This window comes from Stenotrophomonas sp. LGBM10 (assembly GCF_046736075.1).
In the GTDB taxonomy this organism is placed as follows: domain Bacteria; phylum Pseudomonadota; class Gammaproteobacteria; order Xanthomonadales; family Xanthomonadaceae; genus Stenotrophomonas.
This window is the reverse complement of sequence record NZ_CP177163.1, coordinates 1,893,125-1,916,273: the sequence shown is the minus strand read 5'-3', so window position 1 is coordinate 1,916,273 and position 23,149 is coordinate 1,893,125. Positions and strand designations below refer to the sequence as shown.

The following is a 23,149-nucleotide window of genomic DNA, read 5'->3' as shown; positions in this document are numbered from 1 at the left end:
CCATGTTGTTGATGCTCGACAACTACGACAGCTTCACCTACAACCTCGTGCAGTACCTGCAGACGCTGGGCGCCGAGGTCAAGGTGGTGCGCAACGACGCATTGAGCGTCGATGAGATCGCCGCGCTCGCCCCCGAGCGCATTGTGATCTCGCCCGGCCCGTGCACGCCCAACGAAGCGGGCGTGTCGCTGGAGCTGATCCGCCGGCTCGGCCCGACCACGCCGATCCTCGGCGTGTGCCTGGGCCACCAGAGCATCGGCCAGGTCTACGGCGGCGATGTGATCCGCGCCGGCACCATCATGCACGGCAAGACCTCGCCGATCCGGCATGAAGGCAAGGGCGTGTTCGCCGGCCTGCCGGACCGCTACCAGGCCACGCGCTACCACTCGCTGGTGGTGGACAAGACCACCTTGCCGGCGTGCCTGGAAGTGACCGCGTGGACCGAGAACGACGATGGCACGGTGGAAGAGATCATGGGCCTGCGTCATCGCGAGCACCCGGTCGAAGGCGTGCAGTTCCACCCCGAGTCCATCCTCACCGAGCACGGCCACGCCCTGCTGAAGAACTTCCTGCAGCGCTGAGCGCGCCGCACCCGTACCGCAAAGGACCCCACATGACCTTCTCCCCCCAGGAAGCCCTGCAGCGCACCATCGAACACCGCGAAATCTTCTTCGACGAAATGGTCGATCTGATGCGCCAGGTGATGCGTGGTGAGGTGTCGCCGGTGATGACCGCGGCAATCCTCACCGGCCTGCGGGTCAAGAAGGAAACCGTCGGTGAAATTGCCGGCGCGGCCACCGTGATGCGCGAGCTGGCCCTGGCGGTGCCGGTCGAGGACCGCACCCACCTGATCGACATCGTCGGCACCGGCGGCGACGGCTCGCACACGTTCAACATTTCCACCTGCGCGATGTTCGTGGTGGCCGCCGCCGGGGCCAAGGTGGCCAAGCACGGCAACCGCAGCGTGTCGTCCAAGTCCGGCAGCGCCGACGCGGTCGAGGCGCTGGGCGCGATCATCGAACTGCGCCCGGAAGAAGTGGCCCGTGCGATCAGCGACACCGGCATCGGCTTCATGTTCGCGCCGATGCACCATCCGGCGATGAAGGTGGTCGCCCCGGTGCGCCGCGAAATGGGCGTGCGCACCATCTTCAACATCCTTGGCCCGCTGACCAACCCGGTCGGTGCCACCAATGTGCTGATGGGCGTGTTCCATCCGGATCTGGTCGGCATCCAGGCGCGCGTCCTGCGCGAGCTGGGCGCGGAGCGGGCGCTGGTGGTGTGGGGGCGCGACAACATGGACGAGATCTCGCTCGGTGCCGGCACCCTGGTCGGCGAACTGCGCGATGGCAAGGTGCGCGAGTACGAGATCCATCCCGAAGACTTCGGCATCGCCATGTCGGCCAGCCGCAACCTGAAGGTGGCCGACCCGGCCGAGTCGATCGCGATGCTGCGCGGGGTGCTGGACAACCAGCCGGGCCCGGCCCTGGACATCGTGGCGCTCAATGCCGGCGCGGCGCTGTACGTGGCCGGCGTGGCCGACAGCATCGCCGATGGCCTGGCGCGCGCGCGGGCGGTCATTGCCGACGGCAGTGCGCGGCTGCGCATGCAGCAGTACGTCGAGGCCACCCACCGCATCCGCGCCGGCGGCTGAGCCGTTTTCGCTCCCTGTTTCACGCATTGCCCGCGCCTGGCCGATAATGGCCGGCCTGAAGGACCCCGACCGACATGAGCGACAAGAGCGACATCCTCGACACCATCCTGGCCCGCAAGGCCGACGAAGTGGCCGCGCGCCGCGCCCAGGTGCCGCTGGAGGCGCTGATCGCCCGGCTGGAGCAGGCCCCGCCGGTGCGCGGCTTCGCCGACGCCCTGCGCGCCTCGATCGCGGCGGGCAACCCGGCCGTGATCGCCGAGGTCAAGAAGGCCAGCCCGTCGAAGGGCGTGATCCGCCCGGACTTCCACCCGGCCGATATCGCGGTGAGCTACGAGTTCGGCGGCGCCAGCTGCCTGTCGGTATTGACCGACGTGGACTTCTTCCAGGGCAGCGATGCCTACCTGCAGCAGGCCCGTGAGGCCTGCACGCTGCCGGTGCTGCGCAAGGACTTCGTGATCGATCCCTACCAGGTGTACGAAGCGCGCGTGCTGGGTGCCGACTGCATCCTGCTGATCGTGGCCGCGCTGGACGACCGCCAGCTGGCCGAGCTGTCCGACCTGGCCATGCAGCTGGGCATGGACGTGCTGGTGGAAGTACACGACATCGACGAACTGGAGCGCGCCATCCAGGTGCCGGTGCCGCTGGTGGGCATCAACAACCGCAACCTGCGCACCTTCGAGGTGTCGCTGCAGACCACCCTGGACATGCGCCAGGCCGTGCCGCGCGACCGCCTGCTGGTCACCGAGAGCGGCATCCTCGGGCCGGGCGACGTGCGCGTGATGCGTGAGGCGGGTATCCATGCCTTCCTGGTCGGCGAGGCCTTCATGCGCGTCGAAGAGCCCGGTGAGGGCCTGCGTCAGCTATTCTTCAGCGCATGACTGCGATCTACCCAACGCCGCGCGACGACGCCCCGCTGGTGGTCTTCGATTTCGATCACACCCTGTACGACGGCGATTCGGGCAGCCACCTGTTCGCCTCGCTGATCAAGCGCAACCCGCTGCGGATGCTGGCCGCGCTGCTGGTCACGCCGATCGCCGGGCCGCTGGTGGCGATGCTGCCGACCCGGCGCGCCGGCATCTCGGTGTATGTGTGGATCGCCACGTTCGGGCTGCATCGCGCACGCGAGTTCAACCGCGTGATCGACGCCTACGTGCTCAAGCATGAGCCGGAACTGCGGGCCAAGCTGCTGCCGCAGGCGCTGGAGGTGTTCGCCCGGCACCGTGCCAATGGCGATCGCGTGGTGGTTGCCACCGGCGCCCCGCCGGAGCTGGCGCGGGCGATCCTGGCCTTCGTCGCCCACCAGGGCGTGCCGGTGATCGGCAGCGAAGTCGGGCCGCGCCTGGGTGCGGTGGGCGCCACCCGCCACTGCCACAACGAAGAAAAGATGCGCATGCTGCGCGAGCGTGGCTATGGCGACATCGACATCGCCTACTCGGACAGCACCGCCGACCTGCCGCTGCTGCTGGCGGCCAAGGCACCGGTGGTGGTCAATCCGAAGGTGTCGCGGGTGGCCTATTTCCGCCAGGTGCTCAAGCCCGGCACGCCGATCCTCAACTGGGGCTGCGTGGACCGCGGCGGCGACCGGTAAGGCCTATCGGGGCCAACGGTCGATACCTGCCCGCGCTGCGTCGGTTGCTCACGCCCCCAGCCAGCCGTGTACGGCGTGGCCGATCTGGAACAGGCTGATCGCCAGCACCAGCACGCCCACCGCCACCAGCACCCAGCGTTCCTTGACCTTCTTCACCAGCAGCGCGGCGACGGGCGCGGCCATCATCCCGCCGACCAGCAGGCCGGCGACGATGTTCAGGTACTGCAGGCCCATCGAGAGCAGGAAGGTGATCGACACCGCTAGGGTGACCACGAACTCGGCCGCGTTGACCGTGCCGATCGTGGTGCGGGCCTGGCCACCGCGGGCCAGCAGGGTGGAGGTGGCCACCGGCCCCCACCCGCCGCCGCCGCTGGCGTCCAGCAGGCCGGCCACGAACCCCAGCACCGGCACGCGCTTGACCTCCTGTGCCGGCATCAGCCGCCCGGCCGCGCGCAGCAGGATGAAAATCGCCAATACCAGCAGGTAGGCATAGATGAATGGGCGGATCACGTCACCGGGCAGCTGGGTCAGCACATAGGCACCGACCACGCCGCCTACCGCCCCCGGCAATGCCAGGCGCAGGAACAGCCGCCGGTCCACGTTGCCGGCGACCAGGTGCGAGACCCCGGAGGCGCCGGTGGTGAAGACTTCGGCGGTATGGATGCTGGCGCTGACCGCTGCCGGTGGCAGGCCCATGCTGAGCAGGACCGAGGAGGACACCAGCCCGAAGGCCATGCCCAGTGCGCCGTCGACCAGTTGCGCGCCCAGGCCGATCAGGATGAACCAATAGAATTCGCTGCCGGGTTCCATGACGCCAGCCTAGCGGAATCGTCCTGGGGGTGCCGGGCGGCGGCTGGCGGCACTGCCTGGTTGCCGGCCAGCGGCCGGCACTACGGGCGGGTTGAAGGGCGGAGGCCGGTGGTGCCGGCCGCGGCCGGGACTACCGGGTGCCGTACAGGACGACCGTCTTGCCCCGGGCGTGAAGAAGCCCGTCGCTCTGCAGCTTCTTGAGGACGCGGCCGGCCATTTCACGCGAGCAGCCGACCAGGCGGGCCAGCTCCTGGCGCGAGACACGCAGCTGGGTGCCCTGCGGATGGCTCATCGCCTCCGGCTCGCGGGACAGGTCGTGAAGGGTGCGCACGATGCGGTCGGTGACATCCAGGAACGCCAGGCGGCTGGCCTTGCGGCTGGTGTCGAGCAGGCGCTTGGAGATCTGCTGGCCGATGGCGTACAGGAGCCGTGGGGCATCGGTGGACAGGGGGCCCAGGAACAGCTGGTGCAGCCGCTCGTAGCTGATTTCGGCCAGTTCGCACGGGGTCCGGGTGCGCAGGATGACCTCGCGCCGGTCCGATTCCACGAACAGGCCCATTTCCCCCACGAACTCCCCGGAGCCGAAGTAGCCGAGGACCAGCTCACGGTCGTCATCTTCTTCAGCAATTATAGAAACAGAGCCGCTGATCACGTAGTAAAGGGTGCCTGCGGGGTCCCCCGGCCGGAAGACGTCCGTGCGGGCAGGGTAGCGACGGCGATGGCTGTGGGCCAGAAAGCGGTCGATGGTGGCGATATCCAGGGCCAATGGACTTGTGGCAAGGCGCACAGATGACACGTTACGGCGCTCCCTTTGCTCATGAACAATTCACGGCTATGTCCCGGCAGCTTAACGATCACAATTGTTAAGGGCAAACAAAGCACAGGCAAACCTTTCAATGCAAGTTTCGCCCCCGATCACTTTGCCCCATAATTGTTCCTTTCCCACCACACACAGGATCGACCGCCGTGGTCAAGCCGTTGCCTCGCCTGAGGTTGCAGGGTTTCAACAACCTCACCAAGGCGCTGAGCTTCAACATCTATGACGTGTGTTACGCGCGCACCGAAGAAGAGCGTCAGCGTTACATCGAATACATTGATGAAGAGTACAACGCCGATAGGCTTACTCAGATCTTGACCGATGTCGCCGAGATCATCGGCGCCAACATCCTCAACGTCGCGCGCCAGGACTACGATCCGCAGGGCGCGTCGGTGACGATCCTGATCTCCGAAGAACCGGTGATCGACAAGAAGCTGGCCGGCAAGGAGCTGATCTCCGACGCCGTGGTCGCGCACATGGACAAGAGCCACATCACCGTCCATACGTACCCGGAAACGCATCCGCAGGAGGGCATCGCCACGTTCCGCGCGGATATCGATGTGGCTACCTGTGGCGTGATTTCGCCGCTGAAGGCGCTGAACTACCTGATCGAGAGTCTGGAATCGGACATCGTGATCATGGACTACCGCGTGCGTGGCTTCACCCGTGACGTGAAGGGCAAGAAGCACTACATCGATCACAAGATCAACTCGATCCAGAACTTCCTGGCCAAGAACATCAAGTCGCGTTACGAGATGTTCGACGTCAACGTCTACCAGGAAAACATCTTCCACACGAAGATGCACCTGAAGGACTTCGACCTGGACCAGTACCTGTTCGAGGAAAAGGCCAAGAACATCTCGTTCAAGGAACGCATGAAGATCGAAGCGCTGCTCAAGCGCGAGATCGAAGAGCTGTTCCACGGCCGCAATCTGTCCGAGTAACACCCAGCGATCGCGTCCGGGGCATCCCCCCGGCGCGCCGCACAAGGCGGGACGGCCCGCCCTGTGGAACATCCGGATCTGCGCAGATTCGTGTTCCACGGATGCAACCGACGACGGTCCGGTGTGAAAACACCGGGCCGTTGTGCGTTTTTACGGCCGCCTCGCGGGGCGACCGGTATCTGTTCTGTTCATGATGAGGAGTACCCCCCATGCCCTGGATCTATCTGCTGCTGGCCGGCCTGTTTGAAATCGGGTTCGCCCTGGGCCTGAAGTACAGCGATGGCTTCACCAAGCCCTGGCCGACCGTGGCCACCATCATTTCGGCCGCGATCAGCCTGTATCTGCTGACGCAGGCGCTGCGGACCATCCCGGTCGGCACCGGTTATGCCATCTGGACCGGCATCGGCGCGCTCGGCGTGGCCACGCTGGGCATCTTCCTGTTCGGCGACAGCGCGTCGCTGCCGCGCCTGGCCTGCATCGGGCTGATCGTGGCCGGCGTGGTCGGCCTGAAGCTCGTTTCAGGCTGAGGTCGCCCTGCCGGCGGCAGGGCGCTACCGTGGCGGATCCCTGGTAGGTATCGACCGTTGGTCGATACGCATTACAGCCGGTAGGCGATGGTCTTCATGACCTTGGACGCCAGCGCCATCACGCCCGGGATCGGCGGCGGCAGCTTGCGGGCGCCGGCATGCTCGGCGTGGTCGGCGTGCCGGGCCTCGTCGATTTTCATCACCTTGAGGATCTCGCGGCTGCGCAGGTCCGCCGGGGGCAGGGTGTCCAGGTGTTCGTCCAGGTGGGCTTCCACCTGGCGCTCGGTCTCGACCACGAAGCCCAGGTTCCAGCCGTCCCCACGCAGGCCGGCCAGGGTGCCGATGGTGTAGCTGCCGGCATACCAGATCGGGTTGAACAGGCTGGGGCGGCTGTCCAGCTCGTGCAGGCGCTGCGCGCACCAGGCCAGATGGTCGGTCTCTTCCTGGGCCGCATCCAGCAGGTGGGCGCGGGTCTGGGCCTCGCGGGCGACCGCGGCCTGGCCGAAGTACAGGCCCTGGGCGCACACCTCGCCGACATGGTTGATCCGCATCAGGCCGGCGGCATGCCGGCGCTCGCGGTCGTCCATCTGCACGTCCGGGGTCGCTGCGGCCGGGTAGGGGCGGCTGGCCGGCGGGTTGCCGAACACCGTGTCCAGCGCACGCTGGGCTTCGGTGAGCAGGTGGTCGAGCGGGGTGGTCTGGCGGATCGCGGTCATGCGGGGAGAAGGCGTCGCGGCGAGGGGTGGTTGATTCTCGCCCCCTGTGGGCGATGTGCCAAGCCGCAGGGCGGGGCGGCTTGCATGTGGCAGGAAGGGCCAGTACAATCCCGCCTCTTCACAACGCGTGGCAGAGTTCCGGCCGTTCAGCGCCGCAATGAGCCCGACCTACTTGAGTTCTTTCATGAGCACTTTCACTGCAAAGTCCGAGACCGTCCAGCGCGACTGGTATCTCGTCGACGCTTCCGGCAAGACGCTGGGCCGTCTGTCCACCGAGCTGGCCCGCCGTCTGCGCGGCAAGCACAAGCCGGTCTACACCCCCCACGTTGATACCGGTGATTACCTGGTTGTCATCAATGCAGAAAAGATTGCCGTCACCGGCAACAAGCTGCAGGACAAGCTGTACCACCGCTTCACTGGCTACATCGGCAACCTGAAGACCGAAACTCTGGCCCAGGCGCTGGAGCGCCACCCGGAGCGCGTCATCGAGACCGCCGTCAAGGGCATGCTGCCGAAGGGCCCGCTGGGCCGCGCCATGTACCGCAAGCTCAAGGTGTACTCGGGTTCCGAGCACCCGCACGCCGCTCAGCAGCCTCAGGTTCTGGATATCTAATCATGGCTATCACGCAAAACTACGGCACCGGCCGCCGCAAGTCCTCCACCGCCCGCGTGTTCCTGCGCAAGGGCGCCGGCAACATCACCGTCAATGGCCGTCCGCTGGACGAGTTCTTTGGCCGTGAGACTGCACGCATGATCGTGCGTCAGCCGCTGGAACTGACCAAGAACACCGAAAGCTTCGACATCATGGTCACCGCCGCTGGCGGCGGCACCACCGGCCAGGCCGGTGCGATCCGTCTGGGCATCGCCCGTGCGCTGGTCGAGTACGACGAAACCCTGAAGTCCGAGCTGCGCAAGGCTGGCTTCATGACCCGTGACGCCCGTGAAGTCGAGCGTAAGAAGGTCGGCCTGCACAAGGCACGTCGCGCCACCCAGTTCTCCAAGCGCTGATCCATCGCGCCTGGTGTGGGATCCCTCGGGATCCCCCTGGGAAAAGCAAAAGCCCGGCCTCGGCCGGGCTTTTGTCGTTCTGGCGCAACCAGACAGAAAACACGGGTAGTGCCGGCCGCTGGCCGGCAACCAGGAAGTGTGTCCAACGCTCACGCGTCGCTGGCCGGTGGCCGACATTGCAACGCGCACAAAACAAAAGGCCTGATCTTTCGATCAGGCCTTTTGTCATATTTGGCTGCCCCGGATGGATTCGAACCACCGAATGCCTGAGTCAGAGTCAGGTGCCTTACCGCTTGGCGACGGGGCAATATGTGCGTGCAAGTATTGCACTTTTTCCCTACAAAACCAAGCATAACTTGGTGGCTATGGGTGGACTCGAACCACCGACCCCAGCATTATGAGTGCTGTGCTCTAACCGGCTGAGCTACATAGCCTAGGGAGCCGGTAATTCTGGAGATGTATTCGGAATCTGTCAACACTTTTTCACCGCGCTTGTGAGTGGGCAGCCGCCGTGGCACAGTCCCGGCCAGTAGATTTTTCTAGGAGTCCGCATCGTGATCGATCCGGACGGCTATCGACCGAACGTCGGCATCGTGCTGATGCGGCAGGACGGGCAGGTGTTCTGGGCACGACGAGTGCGCCGGGATGGCTGGCAGTTCCCGCAGGGCGGCATGAATACCGATGAGACGCCGGTGGAAGCCATGTATCGCGAGTTGCAGGAAGAAACCGGGTTGTTGCCCGAGCACGTCGAAGTGCTTGGTGCCACGCCAGGGTGGCTTCGCTATCGGTTGCCGGCACGGGCCATCCGCCGCAATGAACGCCAGGTCTGCATCGGCCAGAAGCAGGTGTGGTTCCTGCTGCGCCTGGCCGGCGACGAATCCCACGTCAAACTGGACCATACCGACAGCCCTGAGTTCGATCAGTGGCGGTGGGTGGATTTCTGGTACCCGGTCGAGCACGTGGTGATGTTCAAGCGGGGCGTCTACGCACGCGCGCTGCGGCACCTGGCGCCCTTGGCGCGGGGGGTGGCAGGGACGGGCGTGGAATCGATGCCCAAGACCGCACAGGAGGCCTGGATGCCGGGCAACGCGGCCGGGCATGACCGGCCCCGCAAGCGCTTGCCGAAGCGGGGCTACTGGCCACGCAAGGCCAAGGGCGAGCCGGGGGCCTGACCGGGCCGCTGAACCGTATCGAGAATGATTCAGCTTCGAAATTGACAACCATTCTCGTTTCGATTGGAATGGCGGCAGGCCATTCCGGCCTGTCTGCCGAGTCCGCACGTGTACGTCTGCATCTGCAATGGGGTAACCGACCACCAGATCCGCGAAGCCGCCCACAGCGGCGTCGCCAGCGTGTCCGAACTGACCATGCGTACCGGCTGCGGCGCGACCTGCGGTTCCTGCCTGGACATGGCGGCCGATCTGCTGGCCAAGGCCCGCGCCACCCACGATCTGCCGCTGCCGGTCCTCGGCCTGGCACAGGTCGCCTGACCCCGTCTGCCGGGCCGGCGCCCGGCTGGCCACGCTCCCCCCGCACGCCACCGCTACGCCCCTTGCCCATGCGCAACTGGGGTTGATTCGCGTTCCTTCATGGTTTGCCGCGAAGCGCTACAGTGCGCGCGTTTCCACGCAGCAGGAGCAAGCTCATGAAGGGCGACGCCAAGGTCATCGAATTCCTCAACAAGGTCCTCTACAACGAGCTGACCGCCATCAACCAGTACTTCCTGCACGCCAAGATGCTGAAGAACTGGGGCCTGAAGGAACTGGCCGACCACGAATACAAGGAATCGATCGAAGAGATGAAGCATGCGGACATCCTGTCCGACCGCATCCTCTTCCTCGAAGGGCTGCCGAACTTCCAGGCGCTGGGCAAGCTGCGCATCGGCGAGAACCCGCGCGAGATCCTGCAGTGCGATCTCGCGCTTGAGCGCGATGGCGTGGTGACGCTGCGCGAGGCAGTGGCCTATGCCGATTCGATCGCCGACTACGTGAGCCGGCAGCTGTTCGTGAAGATCCTCGAATCCGAGGAAGAGCACATCGACTGGCTGGAAACCCAGCTGGATCTGATCGAGCGGATCGGCGAACCGAACTACCTGCTGACCAAGATCGAAGACTGAACCACCGGCGGCACGCGCCTCAGCGATCCTGGGGGGCGTGCAGACGCGCCAGATAGCCGCCCAGCGCGATGCGGGCGCGGGCGAATTCGGCGATCAGCAGCGCCACGGCAACGGCGGGCCGTTCCAGGGTGCCGGCGCGTGCATCGTGTTCGATCCGGCGCGCGGCGGCAGACAGGGCCAGCGCACCGACGTTGGCACTGGCCGACTTGAGGCTGTGCGCGAGCGCGCGCAGTTCCGGCAGATCGGCCGCCACCGAGGCCTCCTGCAACTGGCGGATCAAGGGCGGGGTGTCGTCGAGGAAGACGCCGATGATCTGCGCGGTTCCCGTGCCGATCACCTCCAGCAACTCATCCAGCACCTGGGTATCGAGCACGGGCAGGGCGGCCGGCTCATCGCCCGGATCGGCCGCGATGGCCGACAACAGCACTGCGTCGTCGTCCCAGACCTGGGGCGAATCGACCGTGGGCGCGCTGGCAACAGCGGTGTCCTCGATCACCACGCGCGGCGCGTGCCAGCGCAGCAGGCAGGCCTGCAGTGAGTCGCGCTGGATCGGCTTGGACAGGTAGTCGTCCATGCCGGCCTGCAGGCAGCGCTCACGGTCGCCGGCCATCGCGTTGGCGGTCATCGCCACGATCGGCAGCCGCGCGGCGTGGGTATCGTTTTCGTGTTCGCGCCAGCGGCGGGTGGCGGTGTAGCCGTCCAGGGCTGGCATCTGGCAATCCATCAATACGATGTCCACCGCCTGCGCGTGCAGGTGGTGCAACGCCTGCTCGCCATCCTGGGCAACGCTGACCTCGCAGCCCAGCACCTGCAACAGCCGCTGCGCGACCAGCAGGTTGACCGTGTTGTCCTCCACCAGCAGCACGCGCAGGCCGAGCGGTGCCTCGGCAGGCGGGGCGGGAGGCGGTGCGGCATCGGCCAGCAGCGGTGCCGGTCGCGCCGAGGCGGCCTGGGGGCGCAGCAGCGCGTGCAGGGCGGTGTCGGCGGCATCACGCGGCAGGGCCTGTGCCTGCGCCATCAACGCGGCGCTGGGTGGCTCCTGGCCGTGCAGCCAGAGCAGCTGCACGGGTGGGGTACGCGCACCGTGGACCACTTCGCGATGCAGCGCCGCCGCACTGTGGCGCACCGCGTCGAGATCGGCGATCACCCATGCCAGGGTCGGGTCGATGCCCGGGCGCTGCGGCGCGCGCAATGCGTCCACTGCATCGGCGGCCGCCTCCAGCGCGTGCAGGCGGATGTCGTGGTGCTCGAGCACGCGTTCCAGCCGCTGGCGCTGCAGTGGGTCGCGGCCGACCAGCAGGGCGCGGGTGACCGTGACCCCTGCGGCGGGCAGGTCGCCCAGCACCTTCAGCAGGGGAATCTCGCACCAGAACGTGGCGCCGCGTCCGGGCGTCGAGCTGACCCCGATACGGCCGTGCATCAGGTCGATGATGCGTTTGCAGATCGCCAGGCCCAGGCCGGTGCCGCCGTACAGGCGGGTGGTGGACGCATCGGCCTGGCTGAAGGACTGGAACAGGCGCGCCTGCAGGGCTTCGTCGATGCCGATGCCGCTGTCGACGACCTCGAAACGCAGCTGATGCTGGGCGTTGGTTTCGCCCTGGCGCAGCACGCGCAGCCGGATCTGGCCCCGCTCGGTGAACTTGATGGCGTTGACCAGCAGGTTGCTCAGGACCTGGCGCAGGCGCACCGGATCGCCGCGCACCGATAGGCGCACGGCCGGGTCCAGTTCCAGCGAGACGCGCAGCCCCTTCGGCTCGGCGGCACGCTGCATCAACTGCACCAGTCCCTCCAGCAGCTCGCGCAGGTTGAAGGTGGTGATCTCCAGGTCCAGGCCGTTGGCTTCCAGCCGGGAGTAATCAAGGATGTCGTCGACGATGCGCAGCAACTGCTGTGAGCTGGCCGTGGCGGTCTGCAGCATCTGCCGCTGGTCGCTGCCCAGCTGCCCGCGTGCGATCAGGTCCAGCATCGGCAGGATGCCGTTGAGCGGGGTGCGGATCTCGTGGCTCATGGTGGCCAGGAACTCGCCCTTGGCCAGCGCGGCCGCCTCGGCGGCCTGCTTGGCGGCAAGCAGTTCCTGCTCCAGCAGGTCCTGCTGCTGCATCCGCCGCTGCATCTGGTCGCGCTCCTCGGCCAGCGCATCGCCGTGCCGCTGCAACCGGGCAAGGCGATCCTGCGCATCGCGCCAGCGGTGGACGCCGACGATGGCGGCGCCCAGCGTCAGCGCGGCGGTTGCGGCCGCGATGGCGGCCCACGGGCCGTTGGCACCGGCCAGGGTCATCGCGCTGGCGGTGGCCGAGATCGCCGCGGACATCGCGGCGATCCACAGGGCCAGCGGCACCTGCATTGGCGTTGCCCGTCCGTGGGTCGCCATGATCACAACACCGCGTTGTGGAAGTCGAAGTTCAGCTCGCTGCCCGCCGACTGCACCATGTTGCCCTGGATGAAGTCCACGCCGCCCATCCACATCGCGGCGGCGGCCTGCGGGTCTTCGATCTGCTGGCCGATGATCTGCAGGCCGGCGCGGTGCGCCATCTCGATTGCCGCGCGCAGTTCATCGCGGGTCTTCTGGTTGGCATGGCTGCTGGAGAAGCGCGCGGCCATGCGCACGAACGCGATCGGCAGCTGGGTGAGCAGGGCATTGGCTTCGCTGCCGGGCTCGAACTGGCTCAGGCAGAAACGCACGCCGGCCGCGCCCAGGCGCGTGCAGAACTGCTGCAGGGTCACGGTATGGATCAGGGCATCGGGCAGGCGCACGTCGATGACCACCGAATGCCCCGGGATCTGGCGCTGCGCCAGCGATTCCAGCAGCCAGTCGGCGAAGGCATCGCGCGCCAGCGTGCGCAGCGACTGCGACACGAACAGGTGCAGCGGCTGGGTGGCATGGCGGTACAGGTCGAGCAGGCCCAGCGCGTGGTCGAGCACCTGCTGGTCGAGGTCGGCGATGCGCCCGGCCGCCTCGGCCGCCGGGATCACCTGGCCGGCGGCCAATACGGTGCCATCGGCCTGGCGCAGGCGCAGCAGGACCTGGTACTGGGCGGTGTTGCCCCCGGCCACGGCCACGATCGGCTGGTAGGCCAGTTCCAGCTGGCCTTCCAGCAGTGCCAGATGTTCCTGTGCGGCGACATCCTCGCGACGCACATACGCGGCGATACCGGCGCTGAGCAGGCGGGCCTGCAGCGTGGTGCGCTCGACCGCTTCCAGCGCGCTGCCGGCATCGGCGAAGCCCGGCGAGAGCTGGGCGTGGCCGACGACGCCACGCAGGTGCACCGATTCGTCATCCCGGATCACGAACGCACGCGCCGACAGCTGCTCGCGCAGCGTGTGCGCCAGGCCATCCAGATCGTCTTCATCGATGCCGCGGGCCAGGACCAGGAAGCTGTTGTCGTTCAGTCGCGCCAGCAGGTGCGGTTGCGCGGCATCGGCCAGGCGCTGGCCGGCCTGCACCATCAACCGCTCGAACGCCGCGTAGCCATAGCGTTCGCGCAGGCCCAGCGCGCTGGCGATCTCGATGAAATACAGACCGCCGCGATCGCGGTGCGACAGCGACGCCGCCAGCTGCTGCATCACATGGTGGCGCGTGGGCAGGCCGGTTTCGGGGTTGTTCATTGCCGGGGCGCCATGCGCACCGGGCAGCGTGGCCGCCTGCGCGCGGGCGCGACGGATGCGGTTGGACACGGCGGCGATCAGGTGGCGCGGCCGGATCGGCTTGCTGAGGAAATCGTCGGCGCCGCTGTCCAGCACTTCGAACTGGCGCTCCGGATCCGGGTCGCCGCTGAGGAACACGATCGGCAGCAGCTGCTGGCCGGGTTGCTGGCGGATCAGCGCGGTCAGGCGCATGCCGTCCAGGCCGGGCAGGTGCAGGTCCATCAGGATCAGGTCGGGGCGGTGCTCGGCGATGGCCTGCTGCACGCCCTCCGCATCGGAGTGGACCAGCGCTTCCATGCCCGCGCCGTGCAGCACGCTCTGCGCGAACAGCGCCTGCGAACGGTCGTCCTCGACGATCAGCACGCGGTAGGGGGCTTCGGCGGCCAGCGGCATCGCATCGGGCTCGACCGGGTGCAGCGGCGGCGGCGTCGCTGCGACAGGCCCGGCGGTGGGCACCAACGGCACCACGTTGCTGGGCAACGGTGGCGGCGCCGATACGCCCGGCGCATCGACCCAGCGCTGCCAGTAATCGGCGGGCGGGGTTTCGGCGCGCGTGGCGCGGGTGGATGCAGCGTTGTCGTTGACGGCCATCTGTACTCCCAATGTGCGCCGCAATTATGCGACGAACCATCGCGTTGGTTACGCGTTGCGCCGGGCGTCAGCCGCCCGGGCCGGGGGGCAGTACGCCAGGATGTGCGCTGTTGCCCGTTTTGCCGGCGGGCTGTCCAAGCAGCCAGCGCATGCCGCGCCACAGGGCGCGCCACACCCACCACACGATCAGCGCCCCGATCAGGCTGCAGGCGACCACCAGGATCAGCGCCAGCCACGGATGCGCCAATGCCAGTGCCAGGCCGCCGACCACCACGGTGTCCTCGGCCGCCGAGGCGACCCAGTTGCTGGCCGGCTCCGGCGAGGTGTTCAGCAGGGCGCGGGTACCGGCTTTCAAGCCGTGGCTGGCCAGTGCGACGCCCGCGCCGGCCGCCAGGGCGGTGCCGCTCAGCTCGCCGTTGGGCGAGAGCGTGGCGGCGGCCAGGAAGGCGCCCGCGGGTACCCTGGCCAGGGTCTGGACCAGGTCCCAGGCCGAATCGACCCCGGGAATCTTGTCGGCGAAGAATTCGGCGATGGCCAGGGCGGCCGAGGTCCCCAGTACCCAGTACGACTCGGTGGCCTGCAACGCCGGCGGCAGGTCCACCCAGCCGAGCAGCCCGGCCAGGCCGACGCCGAACACGGTCAGGTACACGCGGATGCCGGCCAGCCAGGCCAGCAGGATGCCGATCACAAACAGATGGGCTTCGGTCATGGCGCGTGCTCCCGCTGCAAAGTGTGCACAGGCCCACACTATCGGGGATGCCGACCATGAACGCCACCGTCGCCCGTCCGGTCGGGTGGGGGTTTTGGCGGCGACCTGACTTACACTAGCCCGTCGATCGTTCCAACAGGGGCCGTCGCGGTGTCGCCGGACAGGCGATGCAGCGGAAACAGCCATGAACAACCGCACACCTTCCCGTATCCAGATCCGCCTGCCGGGCCGTCCGCCCGTGCAGGACCGCAAGCGCCTGCTGGTGCTGGGCGGCGTCTGGCTGCTGACCCTGGTCCTGGCCGTACTGGCCGGCCGTTGGCTGGGCGCGCCGCACGGCGATCCCGGCCGTCAGCTCGATGCCGCCGAAGCACGCGCCGAGACCCTGCAGAAGCAGGTGGTGGAGCTGCAGCAGCGGCAGGCCACCCTGCAGGCGTCCGACCGCATCAGCCGTGCCGCCAACACAGAGGTGCAGGCCTCGCTGGCCGAGCGTGACGAGGAGATCGCCGGTCTGCGCGCCGACGTGGCGTTCTATGAGCGCCTGGTGGGCGCCACCAGCCAGCGCAAGGGCCTGAACACGCACTCCATCGAATTCTCCCCGGAGGCTGGCGGCACCTGGCAGTACGCCGTGGTGTTGACCCAGAACCTCAACCGGGGCGCCATCAGCCAAGGCCAGATGCGGTTCTCGGTGGAAGGCGTGAAGGGCGGAAAGCTGACCACGGTCAGCTGGGACGAGCTGCACCAGCGCACCAAGGTGCCGGGCCAGGAGTATTCCTTCCGGTACTTCCAGCAGCTCACCGGCAGTGTGATCCTGCCGAAGGACTTCACCCCGCAACGTGTGCGGGTCACGCTGGGCAGCGCGGGGGGCGCCACCCAGGTATTCGATTGGAAGCAGGCGGGGACGCCGGCGAAAGGGGAGTAAGCAGTCATGTTCGGAAGCAACAAATCCAACCGCGACGGTCACCTGGTGGTGGACGCCCTGATCGGCGCGCAGGTAGTGATCCGCGGCGACGTCGAGTTCAGTGGCGGCCTGTATGTGGAAGGCACCATCCTGGGCAAGGTGATCGCCCAGGAGGGCGCGGCCAATGCCACCCTGACCGTGGCCGAGCACGGTGCCATCGAGGGCGAGATCCGGGCCCAGGTGGTGGTCATCAGCGGCCGCCTGGACGGCGACGTGCATGCCACCGAGCGGGTCGAACTGACCCCGACCGCGCGGGTCACCGGCAACATCCACTACCAGGTGGTGGAGATGAACGCCGGCGCCCAGCTGACCGGCCGCCTGATCCATGCCAGCGCGCCGCAGATGGCCCTGCCGCCCCCGGCCGACGAGGCTTCGGGCGGTACCGGCAAGGACAGCAGCGCCCGCCGGAAGCTGGCCGAGGCGATGGCCTGAGGCGGCGAGCTTGAAACCGTGCTCATGCACCCCCATGCTGGTGGCATGAGCACGCTTGTTTCCCTGCCCGGCGCCCCCGCCGCCGCGCCGAACTACCAGTCGTTGGACCGTCCGATGAACTTCACCGAGGCCGCTGCGGCCAAGGTCAGGGAACTCATCCAGGACGAGAACAACGCATCGTTGGCCCTGCGGGTGTACATCCAGGGCGGCGGCTGTTCCGGGTTCCAGTACGGGTTCGAGTTCGATGAGAACCGTGCCGACGACGACCTGGCCGTGCAGACCAATGGCGTCACGCTGCTGGTGGACCCGCTGAGCCTGCAGTACCTGATGGGCGCCGAGGTGGACTACGCCGAAAGCCTGACCGGCGCGCAGTTCGTGATCCGCAATCCGAACGCGAAAACCACCTGTGGGTGCGGCAGCAGCTTCAGCATGTGATCCGTGTCCGGGCGTCGATGCCGCTTGCCAGTGTCGGCGAATGTGGGCAGGCTCTTGGGATGTCCAGACTTCCTTCGCAGCTTTCCGGTTTCGCCTTCATCAGCGAGCCGTTGGAGCGCGCCGATCCGCTGCGCGATGACGCCGATGCGTTGTTGCGGCTGTGGCCGGACGCGCACATTCTCGTCCTCGACCAGGATGGCACCGCACTCGCCGGCGATGACGGCCAGCCCCTCGCACTGACCGGTGCGCAGGTGGGTGGCGGCCCCGGCACCGCGATCTTCCTTGGACTGCGTGGCGAACAGGCGTGGTTCTCGGTGGAAGCGGCCTCGGTGAGCGTTGCCGCGCCGCAACGCGTGGACCTGCGCCAGTCGGCCGTGACCTGGTCCGCCGCCGATGCGAGCGCGTTCTGCTATGCCCGCGGCATGTCCTACTGGCAATCGCGCACGCGCTTCTGCGGCGTATGTGGCGGTGGCATCACGTTCTCGCGCAGTGGCTTCATCGGCCGCTGCAGCCAATGCAGCACCGAGCACTACCCGCGCGTGGACCCGGCCGTGATCGTGGCCGTGGAAAACCAGGGCCGCCTGCTGCTCGGCCGGCAGGCGAACTGGGCGCCGCGGCGTTACTCCGTGCTGGCCGGTTTCGTCGAGCCGGGCGAGTCGCTGGAGCAGACGGTGGTGCGCGAAGTGTTCGAGGAAAGCCGCGTGCGCGTGCGCGACTGCCGCTATCTGGGCACCCAGCCGTGGCCGTTCCCCGGGGCATTGATGCTGGGCTTCAGCGCGACCGCCGAGGACGACGTGCCGACGGTGGATGGCGAACTGGAGGACGCGCGCTGGTTCACGGCCGAAGAGGTGGGTGCGGCACTCGCACGCGACGTGCATGACGACGGCGAGGGCATCCGCCTGTCGCCGCCGATCTCCATTTCGCGCAGCCTGATCGAACACTGGTACCGGCAGCAGGTGGCCTGAGCCCCTGTGGCGTTGCCGCTGGCTGAACACGTGCCGGCGTACATTACCAACGGCCCGGGGAATTCCCCGGGCGCAGGGCATAGTAGCGGCGCGTTCCAGAACCCCAGCCGGAGGCTTACATGTTCACCACCCTGGTAGCCGTGCTGGTTGCGTTGGCGCTGGGCCACGTCGCGCCCGCGGCGGCGGTCGCGCTGCGCCGGTTCGGGTTGTTCCGGCGCTGGCTGCAATGGCTGGATGCGCATGCCGCCGAGGGCGGCTTCTGGCGTGGCCGCTACGGCGCCATCGTGGCGCTGCTGCCCTTCGTGCTGGCGCTGGGTGTGCTGCAGTGGCTGCTGCACGACCGCCTGTTCGGCCTGCCCTCGCTGCTGCTGGGCGTACTGCTGCTGGTGATGTGCTGGGGGCCGCGCGACCTGGACCGGGACGTGGAAGCGGTGATCGACGCCGATGATGCGCCGACCCGCCATGCGGCGATCGCGCAGCTACAGTCGACCGGCGGCAGCCTGCAGGACGATGTTCCTTCACTGGTGGAAGCAACCGTGGTGAACGCGCTGCGGCGCTGGTTTGCCGTGCTGTTCTGGTTTCTGCTGCTGGGCCCGGTCGGGGCGCTGCTGTATCGCCTGCTGGCGTTGATCGCGGTGGGGCCGATGCGGTCGCTGGCCAGTGCCGAGAGCGTGGCCGGCGCGCGTGTGGCGTTGTCGTGGCTGGAGTGGCCGGTAGCGCAGCTGATGTCGCTGTCGATGGCGCTGGTCGGCAACTTCGACACCGCCTTCAAGGCCTGGCGCAGCGCGCATGGCCATCAATGGACGCTGTCCACCGTGTTCCTCGGTGCGGTGGCGCGCGCCAGCGTGAGTGCCGAACTGCGCGAGGATGCGCACGACTACAGCGATGCGGGCATGGTGCCGGTGTGGCGCCGGCTGCCGGAGCTGCGCGATGCGATGAGCCTGGTATGGCGCATGCTGTTGCTGTGGATGGCGGTGCTGGCGTTGCTGGTGATTGCCGGCTGGGTCACCTGAGGCGTACGGACCAACGGTCCGTACCTACCCGATCGGCGCTAGCGCGGTGAAGGGTGCCCACGGCAGGTTGCGCAGCACGGCATAGCCGACCAGCAGCACCAGCCAGAACATCGGGCTGGCGAGGACGCGCATCAGCGGGTCCAGCGCACGCATGCGCACGCCCGCACCGTTGAGCAGCATCAGCAGCAGGAACGGCAGCGACAGCACCAGCAGGGGATTCATCGCCATCGCGCCCTGCCAATCCAGGTGCACCAGCGAATACAGACAGCGCGTGCTGCCGCAGCCCGGGCAGTACAGGCCGGTCAACGCGTACAGCGGGCACCCGGGCAGCGGGCTGTTGCTCGCATACGGGCTGACGTGACGCAGCACGATGGCCGCACCGGTGGCCAGGCCGGCGGAGATCGCCAGCGGCGCCCAGCGGGTGAGGGTAGCGCGGGAAAGGGACAGGGACATCAGCGTTGCGGACTTGGCAAGACGAACGGCCCGGTCCGCACACCCTGCGGTGCACGGAACCGGGCCGCTGCGACCACGATCAGTAGCTGGAGCCGCTCAGCGCGCCCAGGCCACCCATCGCCATGATGAAGCCGAAGTACAGCACCATGCCGACGACGGCGATGATGGCCGACCACATGGCCCACTTCTTGGCCTTGTCCGACGACTCACGGGCACCGGCGATGTCGCCAGCGGCCAGCTTGCCGTTGACCTGGGCGGCGTACACGATCGACACGATGCCGGCCGGCAGGCAGCAGAACAGGGTGGTCAGGATGGCCCAGACGAGGTTGTTGGGCACTTGAGGGGCGGTGGCGTTCATGGGTGAAACTCCATTTTTTTTGGGTGGGTTGAACGTGGGTGGATCACAGGTCGGAAAGAGCGCCCAGCGCGGCGATGCCGCCGAACAGCCCGAACCACAACAACAGCAGTACCGGCGCGGCCAGTGCGGACGCCAATGCCCACCACCCCGCCTTGCGGGATGCGTCGTAAGCGCCTTCCAGATCGCCGGCCGCACGACGGCCGTCCACCTGTGAGGCATACACGATCGACACCACACCCAGCGGCAGGCAGCAGAACAGCGTCGTCAGGATCGCCCAGACCAGATAGTTGGGGACCACGACGGCCGGTGGGGTCAGTGGTGGCGGGTGGTTCAAGTGCTACTCCATTCCTTTGGTAGTCCGTCGGCATCGCCAAATGCCGGCAGGACACCCCCTATGGGGGGGTAATCTACCCGATGTTGCGCCGGGATGTATGCGTTTACAGCGATGCCGTCGCGCATGGCATTGCCCGAGGCCGCCCTGCTGGCGGCACGTCCATGGATTTTGCGGGCATTTGTGTCGCGATCCAGGCGCGTTGCGTACGCGCCTGGCGGCCGGTCGGGATCAGCCCTGGTCGGCGCGCAGGGCGCGCACCTGCGCTTCCAGCTGCTCGGCGGTGGCGCTGGTGCCGTCCACCGGTGGCCCGGCCACCACCTCGACATGGGCACGGAACCGGCGCGGGACACGCATCCGGCCCAGCCGCGTGTCGCGACGGCTCCACATGCTGGCCCACATGCCGCGCAGCGCCATCGGTACCACCGGTACCGGACGCCGTTCCAGGATCTTCTCCACGCCGGATTTGAACGCGGCCATCTCACCGTCGCGGGTCAGCGCCCCTTCGGGGAAGATGCAGACCAGCTCGCCGTCGGCCAGCGCCTTGTCCACCTCGTCGAACGCGGCCTGCATCAGCGCGGGGTCTTCGCGCGCGCCGGCAATGGGAATCGCCTTGGCGGTGCGGAAGATCCAGCGCATCACCGGGATGTTGAAGATCTTGTAGTACATGACGAAGCGCACCGGCCGCGGGATCGTCGCCGACAGGATCAGCGCATCCATGTAGCTGACGTGGTTGCACACGATCAGCGCCGCGCCATCGTCGGGGACGTTGGCCTCGATGCCGTGCGGGCGCAGCCGGTACAGGGTGCGCACCATGACCCAGCTGAGGAAGCGCATCAGGAATTCGGGGACGATGGTGAAGATGTAGATCGCCACCACCGCGTTGGCGATCGCCAGCGCCAGGAACAACTGCGGAATGGTCCAGTGCAGGAATTTCTGCGTGGCCAGCGCGATCATCGCCGCGGCGACGATGAAGCCGGAGTTCTGGATGTTCAATGCCGCGAACACGCGCGACATCTCCGACTTCGGCGTGCGGCTCTGGATCAGGGCGAACAGCGGCACCACGAAGAAGCCGGTGAACAGGCCGATGCCGATCAGGTCGATGATGATGCGCACGCTGCCCGGTTGCGCGGCAAACGCGGCCACGCCGAGCCCCGCCGCCGTGGCGGTGCCGGCACGGGCGAAATACAGGTCGAGCATGAAGGCGGTCATGCCGAACGCACCCAGCGGCACCAGGCCGATTTCCACCGTGCGCCCGGACAGCTTCTCGCACAGCAGCGAGCCCACGCCGGTGCCCACCGAGAACAGCGCCAGCGCGAAGATGTACAGGGTCGGTTCGCCGCCGAGGTTGACCACCGCGTAGGTAGGCAGCTGCGAGGTGAGCATGGTGCCCACGAACCAGAACCACGACACGCCCAGGATGGCGTTGCGCACGGCCTTCTGTTTTCTCGCCAGGCGCAGCACGGCCAGCGATTCCGGCACCGGGTTCCAGTTGATCTTGAGGTCGGGGGCGCCCGCATCGACCTTCGGAATCATCCGTGCGGTGACGTTGCCTGCCACCGCCAGCGCGATCACCGCGGTGGCCGCCACCACCGGCCCGTAGCTGCCGGCCAGGGTGAAGATGATGCCGCCGCTGATCATGCCGGTCAGAATCGACATCGACGTGCCCATCTCGACCAGCCCGTTGCCGCCGGTGAGCTCCTCCGGTTTGAGCACCGAGGGCAGCACCGAGTACTTCACCGGCCCGAACAGGGTGGACTGCAGGCCGGTGCAGAACAGCGCCACCAGCAGCACCGGCATGTTCTGGGTCAGGAAGCCGACCGCGGCCAGGGTCATGATCGCGATCTCCATCGTGGTGGTGATCACGATCAGGCGCGATTTCTCCAGCTTCTCCGCGATCTGCCCTGCCAGCGCCGAGAACAGGAAGTAGGGCAGGATGAAGATGGCCGGTGCCAGCGTGGTGTACAGCGACTGCTCGGCCTGGCTGACGCCCAGGTAGAACAACAGGCCGATGATGGCCTGCCGGTAGACGTTGTCGTTGAATGCGCCCAGCGACTGGACGATGAAGAACGGCAGGAAACGACGCTGCCGGAGCAAAGCGAACTGGCTGTGGCCGGACATGGAAACTCCTTGCGAACGGGCGCAGCCTAGCATGGGGCAATCGGCGCCCCGATGACCGGGCGCGCGGCCGGCGTGGTGGCGAACGCCGGACCGCGCCAAACCATTCAGAGAATGTCGTCCACCACACCGCCATCGACCCGCAGCGCCGCGCCGGATGTGGCCGAGGCCTGCGGCGAGGCAAGGTAGACCACCATGTTGGCCACTTCCTCGACCGTGGCCGCGCGCTGGATCACCGAACTGGGCCGGTGCGCCATCACGAAGTCACGACCGACCGCTTCCAGCGACTGCCCGGTGCGGGCGCGCTCGTCCTCCATCATGGCCGCGAAGCCGTCGGACAGGGTCGGGCCGGGCAGAACGGCGTTGACGGTGACGCCGCTGCCGGCCACGCGCTTGGCCAGGCCGCGGGAGAGGCCGAGCAGCGCGGTCTTGGTCACGCCGTAATGGATCATGTCGGCCGGGATGTTGCGTGCCGACTCCGAGGACAGGAACAGCACCCGACCCCAGCCGCGCTCGACCATGCCCGGCAGCAGCGCCCGCGACAGGCGGACGCCGGACATCACGTTGGTGTGCCAGTACAGATCCCAGGTGGCGTCGTCGGTCTCGAAGAAGTCCTGCGGACCGAAGATGCCGGCGTTGTTGACCAGGATATCCACCGGCGGCAGCGCGGCCAGCAGCGTGTCCACGCCGGCGGCATCGGACAGGTCGGCGGCGACCCCGGTCAGCCTGGCCCCGGGCACCGCCTGGCGCAGGGCGGTCAGGGCGGTGTCCACCGAGCCCTGGCTGCGGCCGTTGACGATGACGTGCGCGCCGGCCGTGGCCAGGCCGTGGGCGATGCCGTGGCCGATGCCGGCGGTGGAGGCGGTGACCAGCGCGGTCCTGCCGGTGAGATCGAGATGCATGGCGAGTCCTTGAACGGAGGAAGGCATCCGCAGTGTGCGCGGCCACCGGTGGCGGCAACGTG

At 67.6% G+C, this 23,149-nt stretch carries 27 protein-coding genes and 2 tRNA genes; 16 read left to right on the top strand and 13 right to left on the bottom strand.

Translation table 11 applies throughout. From position 1 onward, the window contains the following. Positions 1–2 precede the first annotated feature (2 nt). The 4 genes from ACLB90_RS08065 (at position 3) to ACLB90_RS08050 (ending at position 3,239) form a co-directional block, all read left to right on the top strand. Positions 3–581: an anthranilate synthase component II gene (locus ACLB90_RS08065; RefSeq protein ID WP_411852427.1), complete on the top strand. Its 579-nt coding sequence runs from the start codon at positions 3–5 to the stop codon at positions 579–581. Positions 582–613: 32 nt separating this feature from the next. Beyond that, positions 614–1,651: an anthranilate phosphoribosyltransferase gene (gene trpD / locus ACLB90_RS08060; protein ID WP_411852426.1), complete on the top strand. Its 1,038-nt coding sequence runs from the start codon at positions 614–616 to the stop codon at positions 1,649–1,651. Positions 1,652–1,725: 74 nt separating this feature from the next. Further along, positions 1,726–2,529, top strand: a complete 804-nt coding sequence (gene trpC, locus ACLB90_RS08055; RefSeq protein ID WP_411852425.1) for an indole-3-glycerol phosphate synthase TrpC — start codon at positions 1,726–1,728, stop codon at positions 2,527–2,529. Next, positions 2,526–3,239: a haloacid dehalogenase-like hydrolase gene (locus tag ACLB90_RS08050; protein ID WP_411852424.1), complete on the top strand. Its 714-nt coding sequence runs from the start codon at positions 2,526–2,528 to the stop codon at positions 3,237–3,239. Before trpC ends, ACLB90_RS08050 begins: the two co-directional genes overlap by 4 nt. 48 nt (positions 3,240–3,287) lie before the next feature. Here the strand turns inward: ACLB90_RS08050 and ACLB90_RS08045 are convergent, their stop codons facing one another. After that, positions 3,288–4,049 carry a sulfite exporter TauE/SafE family protein gene (locus ACLB90_RS08045; RefSeq protein WP_411852423.1) on the bottom strand — a complete coding sequence of 254 codons (762 nt, stop codon included), beginning with the start codon at positions 4,047–4,049 and terminating at the stop codon, positions 3,288–3,290. A 130-nt stretch (positions 4,050–4,179) separates the two neighbouring features. Next, the gene (crp, locus tag ACLB90_RS08040) at positions 4,180–4,845 is read right to left on the bottom strand and encodes a cAMP-activated global transcriptional regulator CRP (protein ID WP_017354543.1); all 666 of its coding nucleotides are present in this window, start codon (positions 4,843–4,845) and stop codon (positions 4,180–4,182) included. Positions 4,846–5,015: 170 nt separating this feature from the next. Between crp and speD the strand changes: the two genes are divergently transcribed. Together speD and ACLB90_RS08030 are read left to right on the top strand one after the other, a co-directional pair. After that, positions 5,016–5,810 carry an adenosylmethionine decarboxylase gene (gene speD, locus ACLB90_RS08035; RefSeq protein ID WP_017354544.1) on the top strand — a complete coding sequence of 265 codons (795 nt, stop codon included), beginning with the start codon at positions 5,016–5,018 and terminating at the stop codon, positions 5,808–5,810. Positions 5,811–6,019: 209 nt separating this feature from the next. Then, the gene (locus ACLB90_RS08030; RefSeq protein ID WP_411852422.1) at positions 6,020–6,337 is read left to right on the top strand and encodes a DMT family transporter; all 318 of its coding nucleotides are present in this window, start codon (positions 6,020–6,022) and stop codon (positions 6,335–6,337) included. Positions 6,338–6,408: 71 nt separating this feature from the next. Here the strand turns inward: ACLB90_RS08030 and coq7 are convergent, their stop codons facing one another. Beyond that, complete coding sequence (gene coq7 / locus ACLB90_RS08025; protein ID WP_411852421.1) at positions 6,409–7,053, bottom strand: 2-polyprenyl-3-methyl-6-methoxy-1,4-benzoquinone monooxygenase; 645 nt, start codon at positions 7,051–7,053, stop codon at positions 6,409–6,411. A 184-nt stretch (positions 7,054–7,237) separates the two neighbouring features. Here coq7 and rplM point away from each other — a divergent pair, with 184 nt between their 5' ends. Together rplM and rpsI are read left to right on the top strand one after the other, a co-directional pair. After that, positions 7,238–7,666, top strand: coding sequence for a 50S ribosomal protein L13 (gene rplM / locus ACLB90_RS08020; protein WP_017354548.1), 429 nt, complete (start codon positions 7,238–7,240; stop codon positions 7,664–7,666). Positions 7,667–7,668: 2 nt separating this feature from the next. Beyond that, positions 7,669–8,061, top strand: coding sequence for a 30S ribosomal protein S9 (gene rpsI / locus ACLB90_RS08015; protein WP_017354549.1), 393 nt, complete (start codon positions 7,669–7,671; stop codon positions 8,059–8,061). Positions 8,062–8,293: 232 nt separating this feature from the next. On the opposite strand, the gene ACLB90_RS08010 is transcribed toward rpsI, so the two are convergent. Together ACLB90_RS08010 and ACLB90_RS08005 are read right to left on the bottom strand one after the other, a co-directional pair. Beyond that, a tRNA-Gln gene (locus tag ACLB90_RS08010) sits at positions 8,294–8,368 on the bottom strand. A 50-nt stretch (positions 8,369–8,418) separates the two neighbouring features. Further along, positions 8,419–8,495: transfer RNA gene (locus ACLB90_RS08005), tRNA-Met, on the bottom strand. A gap of 120 nt (positions 8,496–8,615) precedes the next feature. On the opposite strand from ACLB90_RS08005, the gene ACLB90_RS08000 reads away from it, so the two are divergent. The 3 genes from ACLB90_RS08000 (at position 8,616) to bfr (ending at position 10,177) form a co-directional block, all read left to right on the top strand. Beyond that, positions 8,616–9,233 (top strand): RNA pyrophosphohydrolase, encoded by a 618-nt coding sequence (locus ACLB90_RS08000; protein ID WP_017354550.1) that lies wholly within the window; start codon positions 8,616–8,618, stop codon positions 9,231–9,233. Between the two features lie 108 nt (positions 9,234–9,341). Next, positions 9,342–9,551, top strand: a complete 210-nt coding sequence (locus tag ACLB90_RS07995; RefSeq protein WP_026070525.1) for a bacterioferritin-associated ferredoxin — start codon at positions 9,342–9,344, stop codon at positions 9,549–9,551. A 155-nt stretch (positions 9,552–9,706) separates the two neighbouring features. Continuing rightward, positions 9,707–10,177 carry a bacterioferritin gene (bfr, locus tag ACLB90_RS07990; RefSeq protein WP_411852420.1) on the top strand — a complete coding sequence of 157 codons (471 nt, stop codon included), beginning with the start codon at positions 9,707–9,709 and terminating at the stop codon, positions 10,175–10,177. A 19-nt stretch (positions 10,178–10,196) separates the two neighbouring features. Here the strand turns inward: bfr and ACLB90_RS07985 are convergent, their stop codons facing one another. From ACLB90_RS07985 to ACLB90_RS07975, 3 genes are all read right to left on the bottom strand, one after another. Continuing rightward, entirely contained in the window at positions 10,197–12,497 is a 2,301-nt protein-coding gene (locus ACLB90_RS07985; RefSeq protein WP_411852722.1) for an ATP-binding protein, read from the bottom strand. Positions 12,498–12,550: 53 nt separating this feature from the next. After that, positions 12,551–14,413 (bottom strand): EAL domain-containing protein, encoded by a 1,863-nt coding sequence (locus ACLB90_RS07980; RefSeq protein WP_411852419.1) that lies wholly within the window; start codon positions 14,411–14,413, stop codon positions 12,551–12,553. Positions 14,414–14,480: 67 nt separating this feature from the next. Further along, the gene (locus tag ACLB90_RS07975) at positions 14,481–15,122 is read right to left on the bottom strand and encodes a DUF4126 domain-containing protein (protein ID WP_411852418.1); all 642 of its coding nucleotides are present in this window, start codon (positions 15,120–15,122) and stop codon (positions 14,481–14,483) included. Positions 15,123–15,306: 184 nt separating this feature from the next. On the opposite strand from ACLB90_RS07975, the gene ACLB90_RS07970 reads away from it, so the two are divergent. The 5 genes from ACLB90_RS07970 to ampE all read left to right on the top strand — a co-directional run bounded on the left by ACLB90_RS07970 (position 15,307) and on the right by ampE (position 18,925). Further along, positions 15,307–16,041, top strand: a complete 735-nt coding sequence (locus ACLB90_RS07970) for a DUF6776 family protein (RefSeq protein WP_411852417.1) — start codon at positions 15,307–15,309, stop codon at positions 16,039–16,041. Positions 16,042–16,047: 6 nt separating this feature from the next. Beyond that, positions 16,048–16,512 (top strand): bactofilin family protein, encoded by a 465-nt coding sequence (locus ACLB90_RS07965; RefSeq protein WP_411852416.1) that lies wholly within the window; start codon positions 16,048–16,050, stop codon positions 16,510–16,512. Between the two features lie 45 nt (positions 16,513–16,557). Next, entirely contained in the window at positions 16,558–16,947 is a 390-nt protein-coding gene (gene erpA / locus ACLB90_RS07960) for an iron-sulfur cluster insertion protein ErpA (protein ID WP_411852415.1), read from the top strand. A 59-nt stretch (positions 16,948–17,006) separates the two neighbouring features. Next, on the top strand, positions 17,007–17,912 hold the full coding sequence (nudC, locus tag ACLB90_RS07955; RefSeq protein ID WP_411852414.1) for an NAD(+) diphosphatase: 906 nt from the start codon (positions 17,007–17,009) through the stop codon (positions 17,910–17,912). Between the two features lie 119 nt (positions 17,913–18,031). Further along, on the top strand, positions 18,032–18,925 hold the full coding sequence (gene ampE, locus ACLB90_RS07950; protein WP_411852413.1) for a regulatory signaling modulator protein AmpE: 894 nt from the start codon (positions 18,032–18,034) through the stop codon (positions 18,923–18,925). A 24-nt stretch (positions 18,926–18,949) separates the two neighbouring features. Here the strand turns inward: ampE and ACLB90_RS07945 are convergent, their stop codons facing one another. The 5 genes from ACLB90_RS07945 to ACLB90_RS07925 all read right to left on the bottom strand — a co-directional run bounded on the left by ACLB90_RS07945 (position 18,950) and on the right by ACLB90_RS07925 (position 23,087). After that, entirely contained in the window at positions 18,950–19,378 is a 429-nt protein-coding gene (locus ACLB90_RS07945) for a DUF2752 domain-containing protein (protein WP_411852412.1), read from the bottom strand. Positions 19,379–19,457: 79 nt separating this feature from the next. Then, positions 19,458–19,736 carry a CD225/dispanin family protein gene (locus ACLB90_RS07940; protein ID WP_411852411.1) on the bottom strand — a complete coding sequence of 93 codons (279 nt, stop codon included), beginning with the start codon at positions 19,734–19,736 and terminating at the stop codon, positions 19,458–19,460. Between the two features lie 43 nt (positions 19,737–19,779). Continuing rightward, the gene (locus ACLB90_RS07935) at positions 19,780–20,070 is read right to left on the bottom strand and encodes a CD225/dispanin family protein (RefSeq protein WP_411852410.1); all 291 of its coding nucleotides are present in this window, start codon (positions 20,068–20,070) and stop codon (positions 19,780–19,782) included. A 228-nt stretch (positions 20,071–20,298) separates the two neighbouring features. Beyond that, complete coding sequence (locus ACLB90_RS07930; protein ID WP_411852409.1) at positions 20,299–22,188, bottom strand: MFS transporter; 1,890 nt, start codon at positions 22,186–22,188, stop codon at positions 20,299–20,301. Between the two features lie 104 nt (positions 22,189–22,292). Then, positions 22,293–23,087 carry an SDR family NAD(P)-dependent oxidoreductase gene (locus tag ACLB90_RS07925; protein WP_411852408.1) on the bottom strand — a complete coding sequence of 265 codons (795 nt, stop codon included), beginning with the start codon at positions 23,085–23,087 and terminating at the stop codon, positions 22,293–22,295. Positions 23,088–23,149: the final 62 nt, after the last annotated feature.

Bases quoted from the DNA above. Each gene is read 5' to 3' on its own strand.
- ACLB90_RS08065 (WP_411852427.1), top strand. From the start codon at position 3: ATGTTGTTGATGCTCGACAACTACGACAGCTTCACCTACAACCTCGTG.
- trpD (WP_411852426.1), top strand. From the start codon at position 614: ATGACCTTCTCCCCCCAGGAAGCCCTGCAGCGCACCATCGAACACCGC.
- trpC (WP_411852425.1), top strand. From the start codon at position 1,726: ATGAGCGACAAGAGCGACATCCTCGACACCATCCTGGCCCGCAAGGCC.
- ACLB90_RS08050 (WP_411852424.1), top strand. From the start codon at position 2,526: ATGACTGCGATCTACCCAACGCCGCGCGACGACGCCCCGCTGGTGGTC.
- ACLB90_RS08045 (WP_411852423.1), bottom strand. From the start codon at position 4,049: ATGGAACCCGGCAGCGAATTCTATTGGTTCATCCTGATCGGCCTGGGC.
- ACLB90_RS08030 (WP_411852422.1), top strand. From the start codon at position 6,020: ATGCCCTGGATCTATCTGCTGCTGGCCGGCCTGTTTGAAATCGGGTTC.
- coq7 (WP_411852421.1), bottom strand. From the start codon at position 7,053: ATGACCGCGATCCGCCAGACCACCCCGCTCGACCACCTGCTCACCGAA.
- rplM (WP_017354548.1), top strand. From the start codon at position 7,238: ATGAGCACTTTCACTGCAAAGTCCGAGACCGTCCAGCGCGACTGGTAT.
- rpsI (WP_017354549.1), top strand. From the start codon at position 7,669: ATGGCTATCACGCAAAACTACGGCACCGGCCGCCGCAAGTCCTCCACC.
- bfr (WP_411852420.1), top strand. From the start codon at position 9,707: ATGAAGGGCGACGCCAAGGTCATCGAATTCCTCAACAAGGTCCTCTAC.
- ACLB90_RS07980 (WP_411852419.1), bottom strand. From the start codon at position 14,413: ATGGCCGTCAACGACAACGCTGCATCCACCCGCGCCACGCGCGCCGAA.
- ACLB90_RS07975 (WP_411852418.1), bottom strand. From the start codon at position 15,122: ATGACCGAAGCCCATCTGTTTGTGATCGGCATCCTGCTGGCCTGGCTG.
- ACLB90_RS07970 (WP_411852417.1), top strand. From the start codon at position 15,307: ATGAACAACCGCACACCTTCCCGTATCCAGATCCGCCTGCCGGGCCGT.
- ACLB90_RS07965 (WP_411852416.1), top strand. From the start codon at position 16,048: ATGTTCGGAAGCAACAAATCCAACCGCGACGGTCACCTGGTGGTGGAC.
- erpA (WP_411852415.1), top strand. From the start codon at position 16,558: ATGAGCACGCTTGTTTCCCTGCCCGGCGCCCCCGCCGCCGCGCCGAAC.
- nudC (WP_411852414.1), top strand. From the start codon at position 17,007: ATGTCCAGACTTCCTTCGCAGCTTTCCGGTTTCGCCTTCATCAGCGAG.
- ampE (WP_411852413.1), top strand. From the start codon at position 18,032: ATGTTCACCACCCTGGTAGCCGTGCTGGTTGCGTTGGCGCTGGGCCAC.
- ACLB90_RS07945 (WP_411852412.1), bottom strand. From the start codon at position 19,378: ATGTCCCTGTCCCTTTCCCGCGCTACCCTCACCCGCTGGGCGCCGCTG.
- ACLB90_RS07940 (WP_411852411.1), bottom strand. From the start codon at position 19,736: ATGAACGCCACCGCCCCTCAAGTGCCCAACAACCTCGTCTGGGCCATC.
- ACLB90_RS07930 (WP_411852409.1), bottom strand. From the start codon at position 22,188: ATGTCCGGCCACAGCCAGTTCGCTTTGCTCCGGCAGCGTCGTTTCCTG.
- ACLB90_RS07925 (WP_411852408.1), bottom strand. From the start codon at position 23,087: ATGCATCTCGATCTCACCGGCAGGACCGCGCTGGTCACCGCCTCCACC.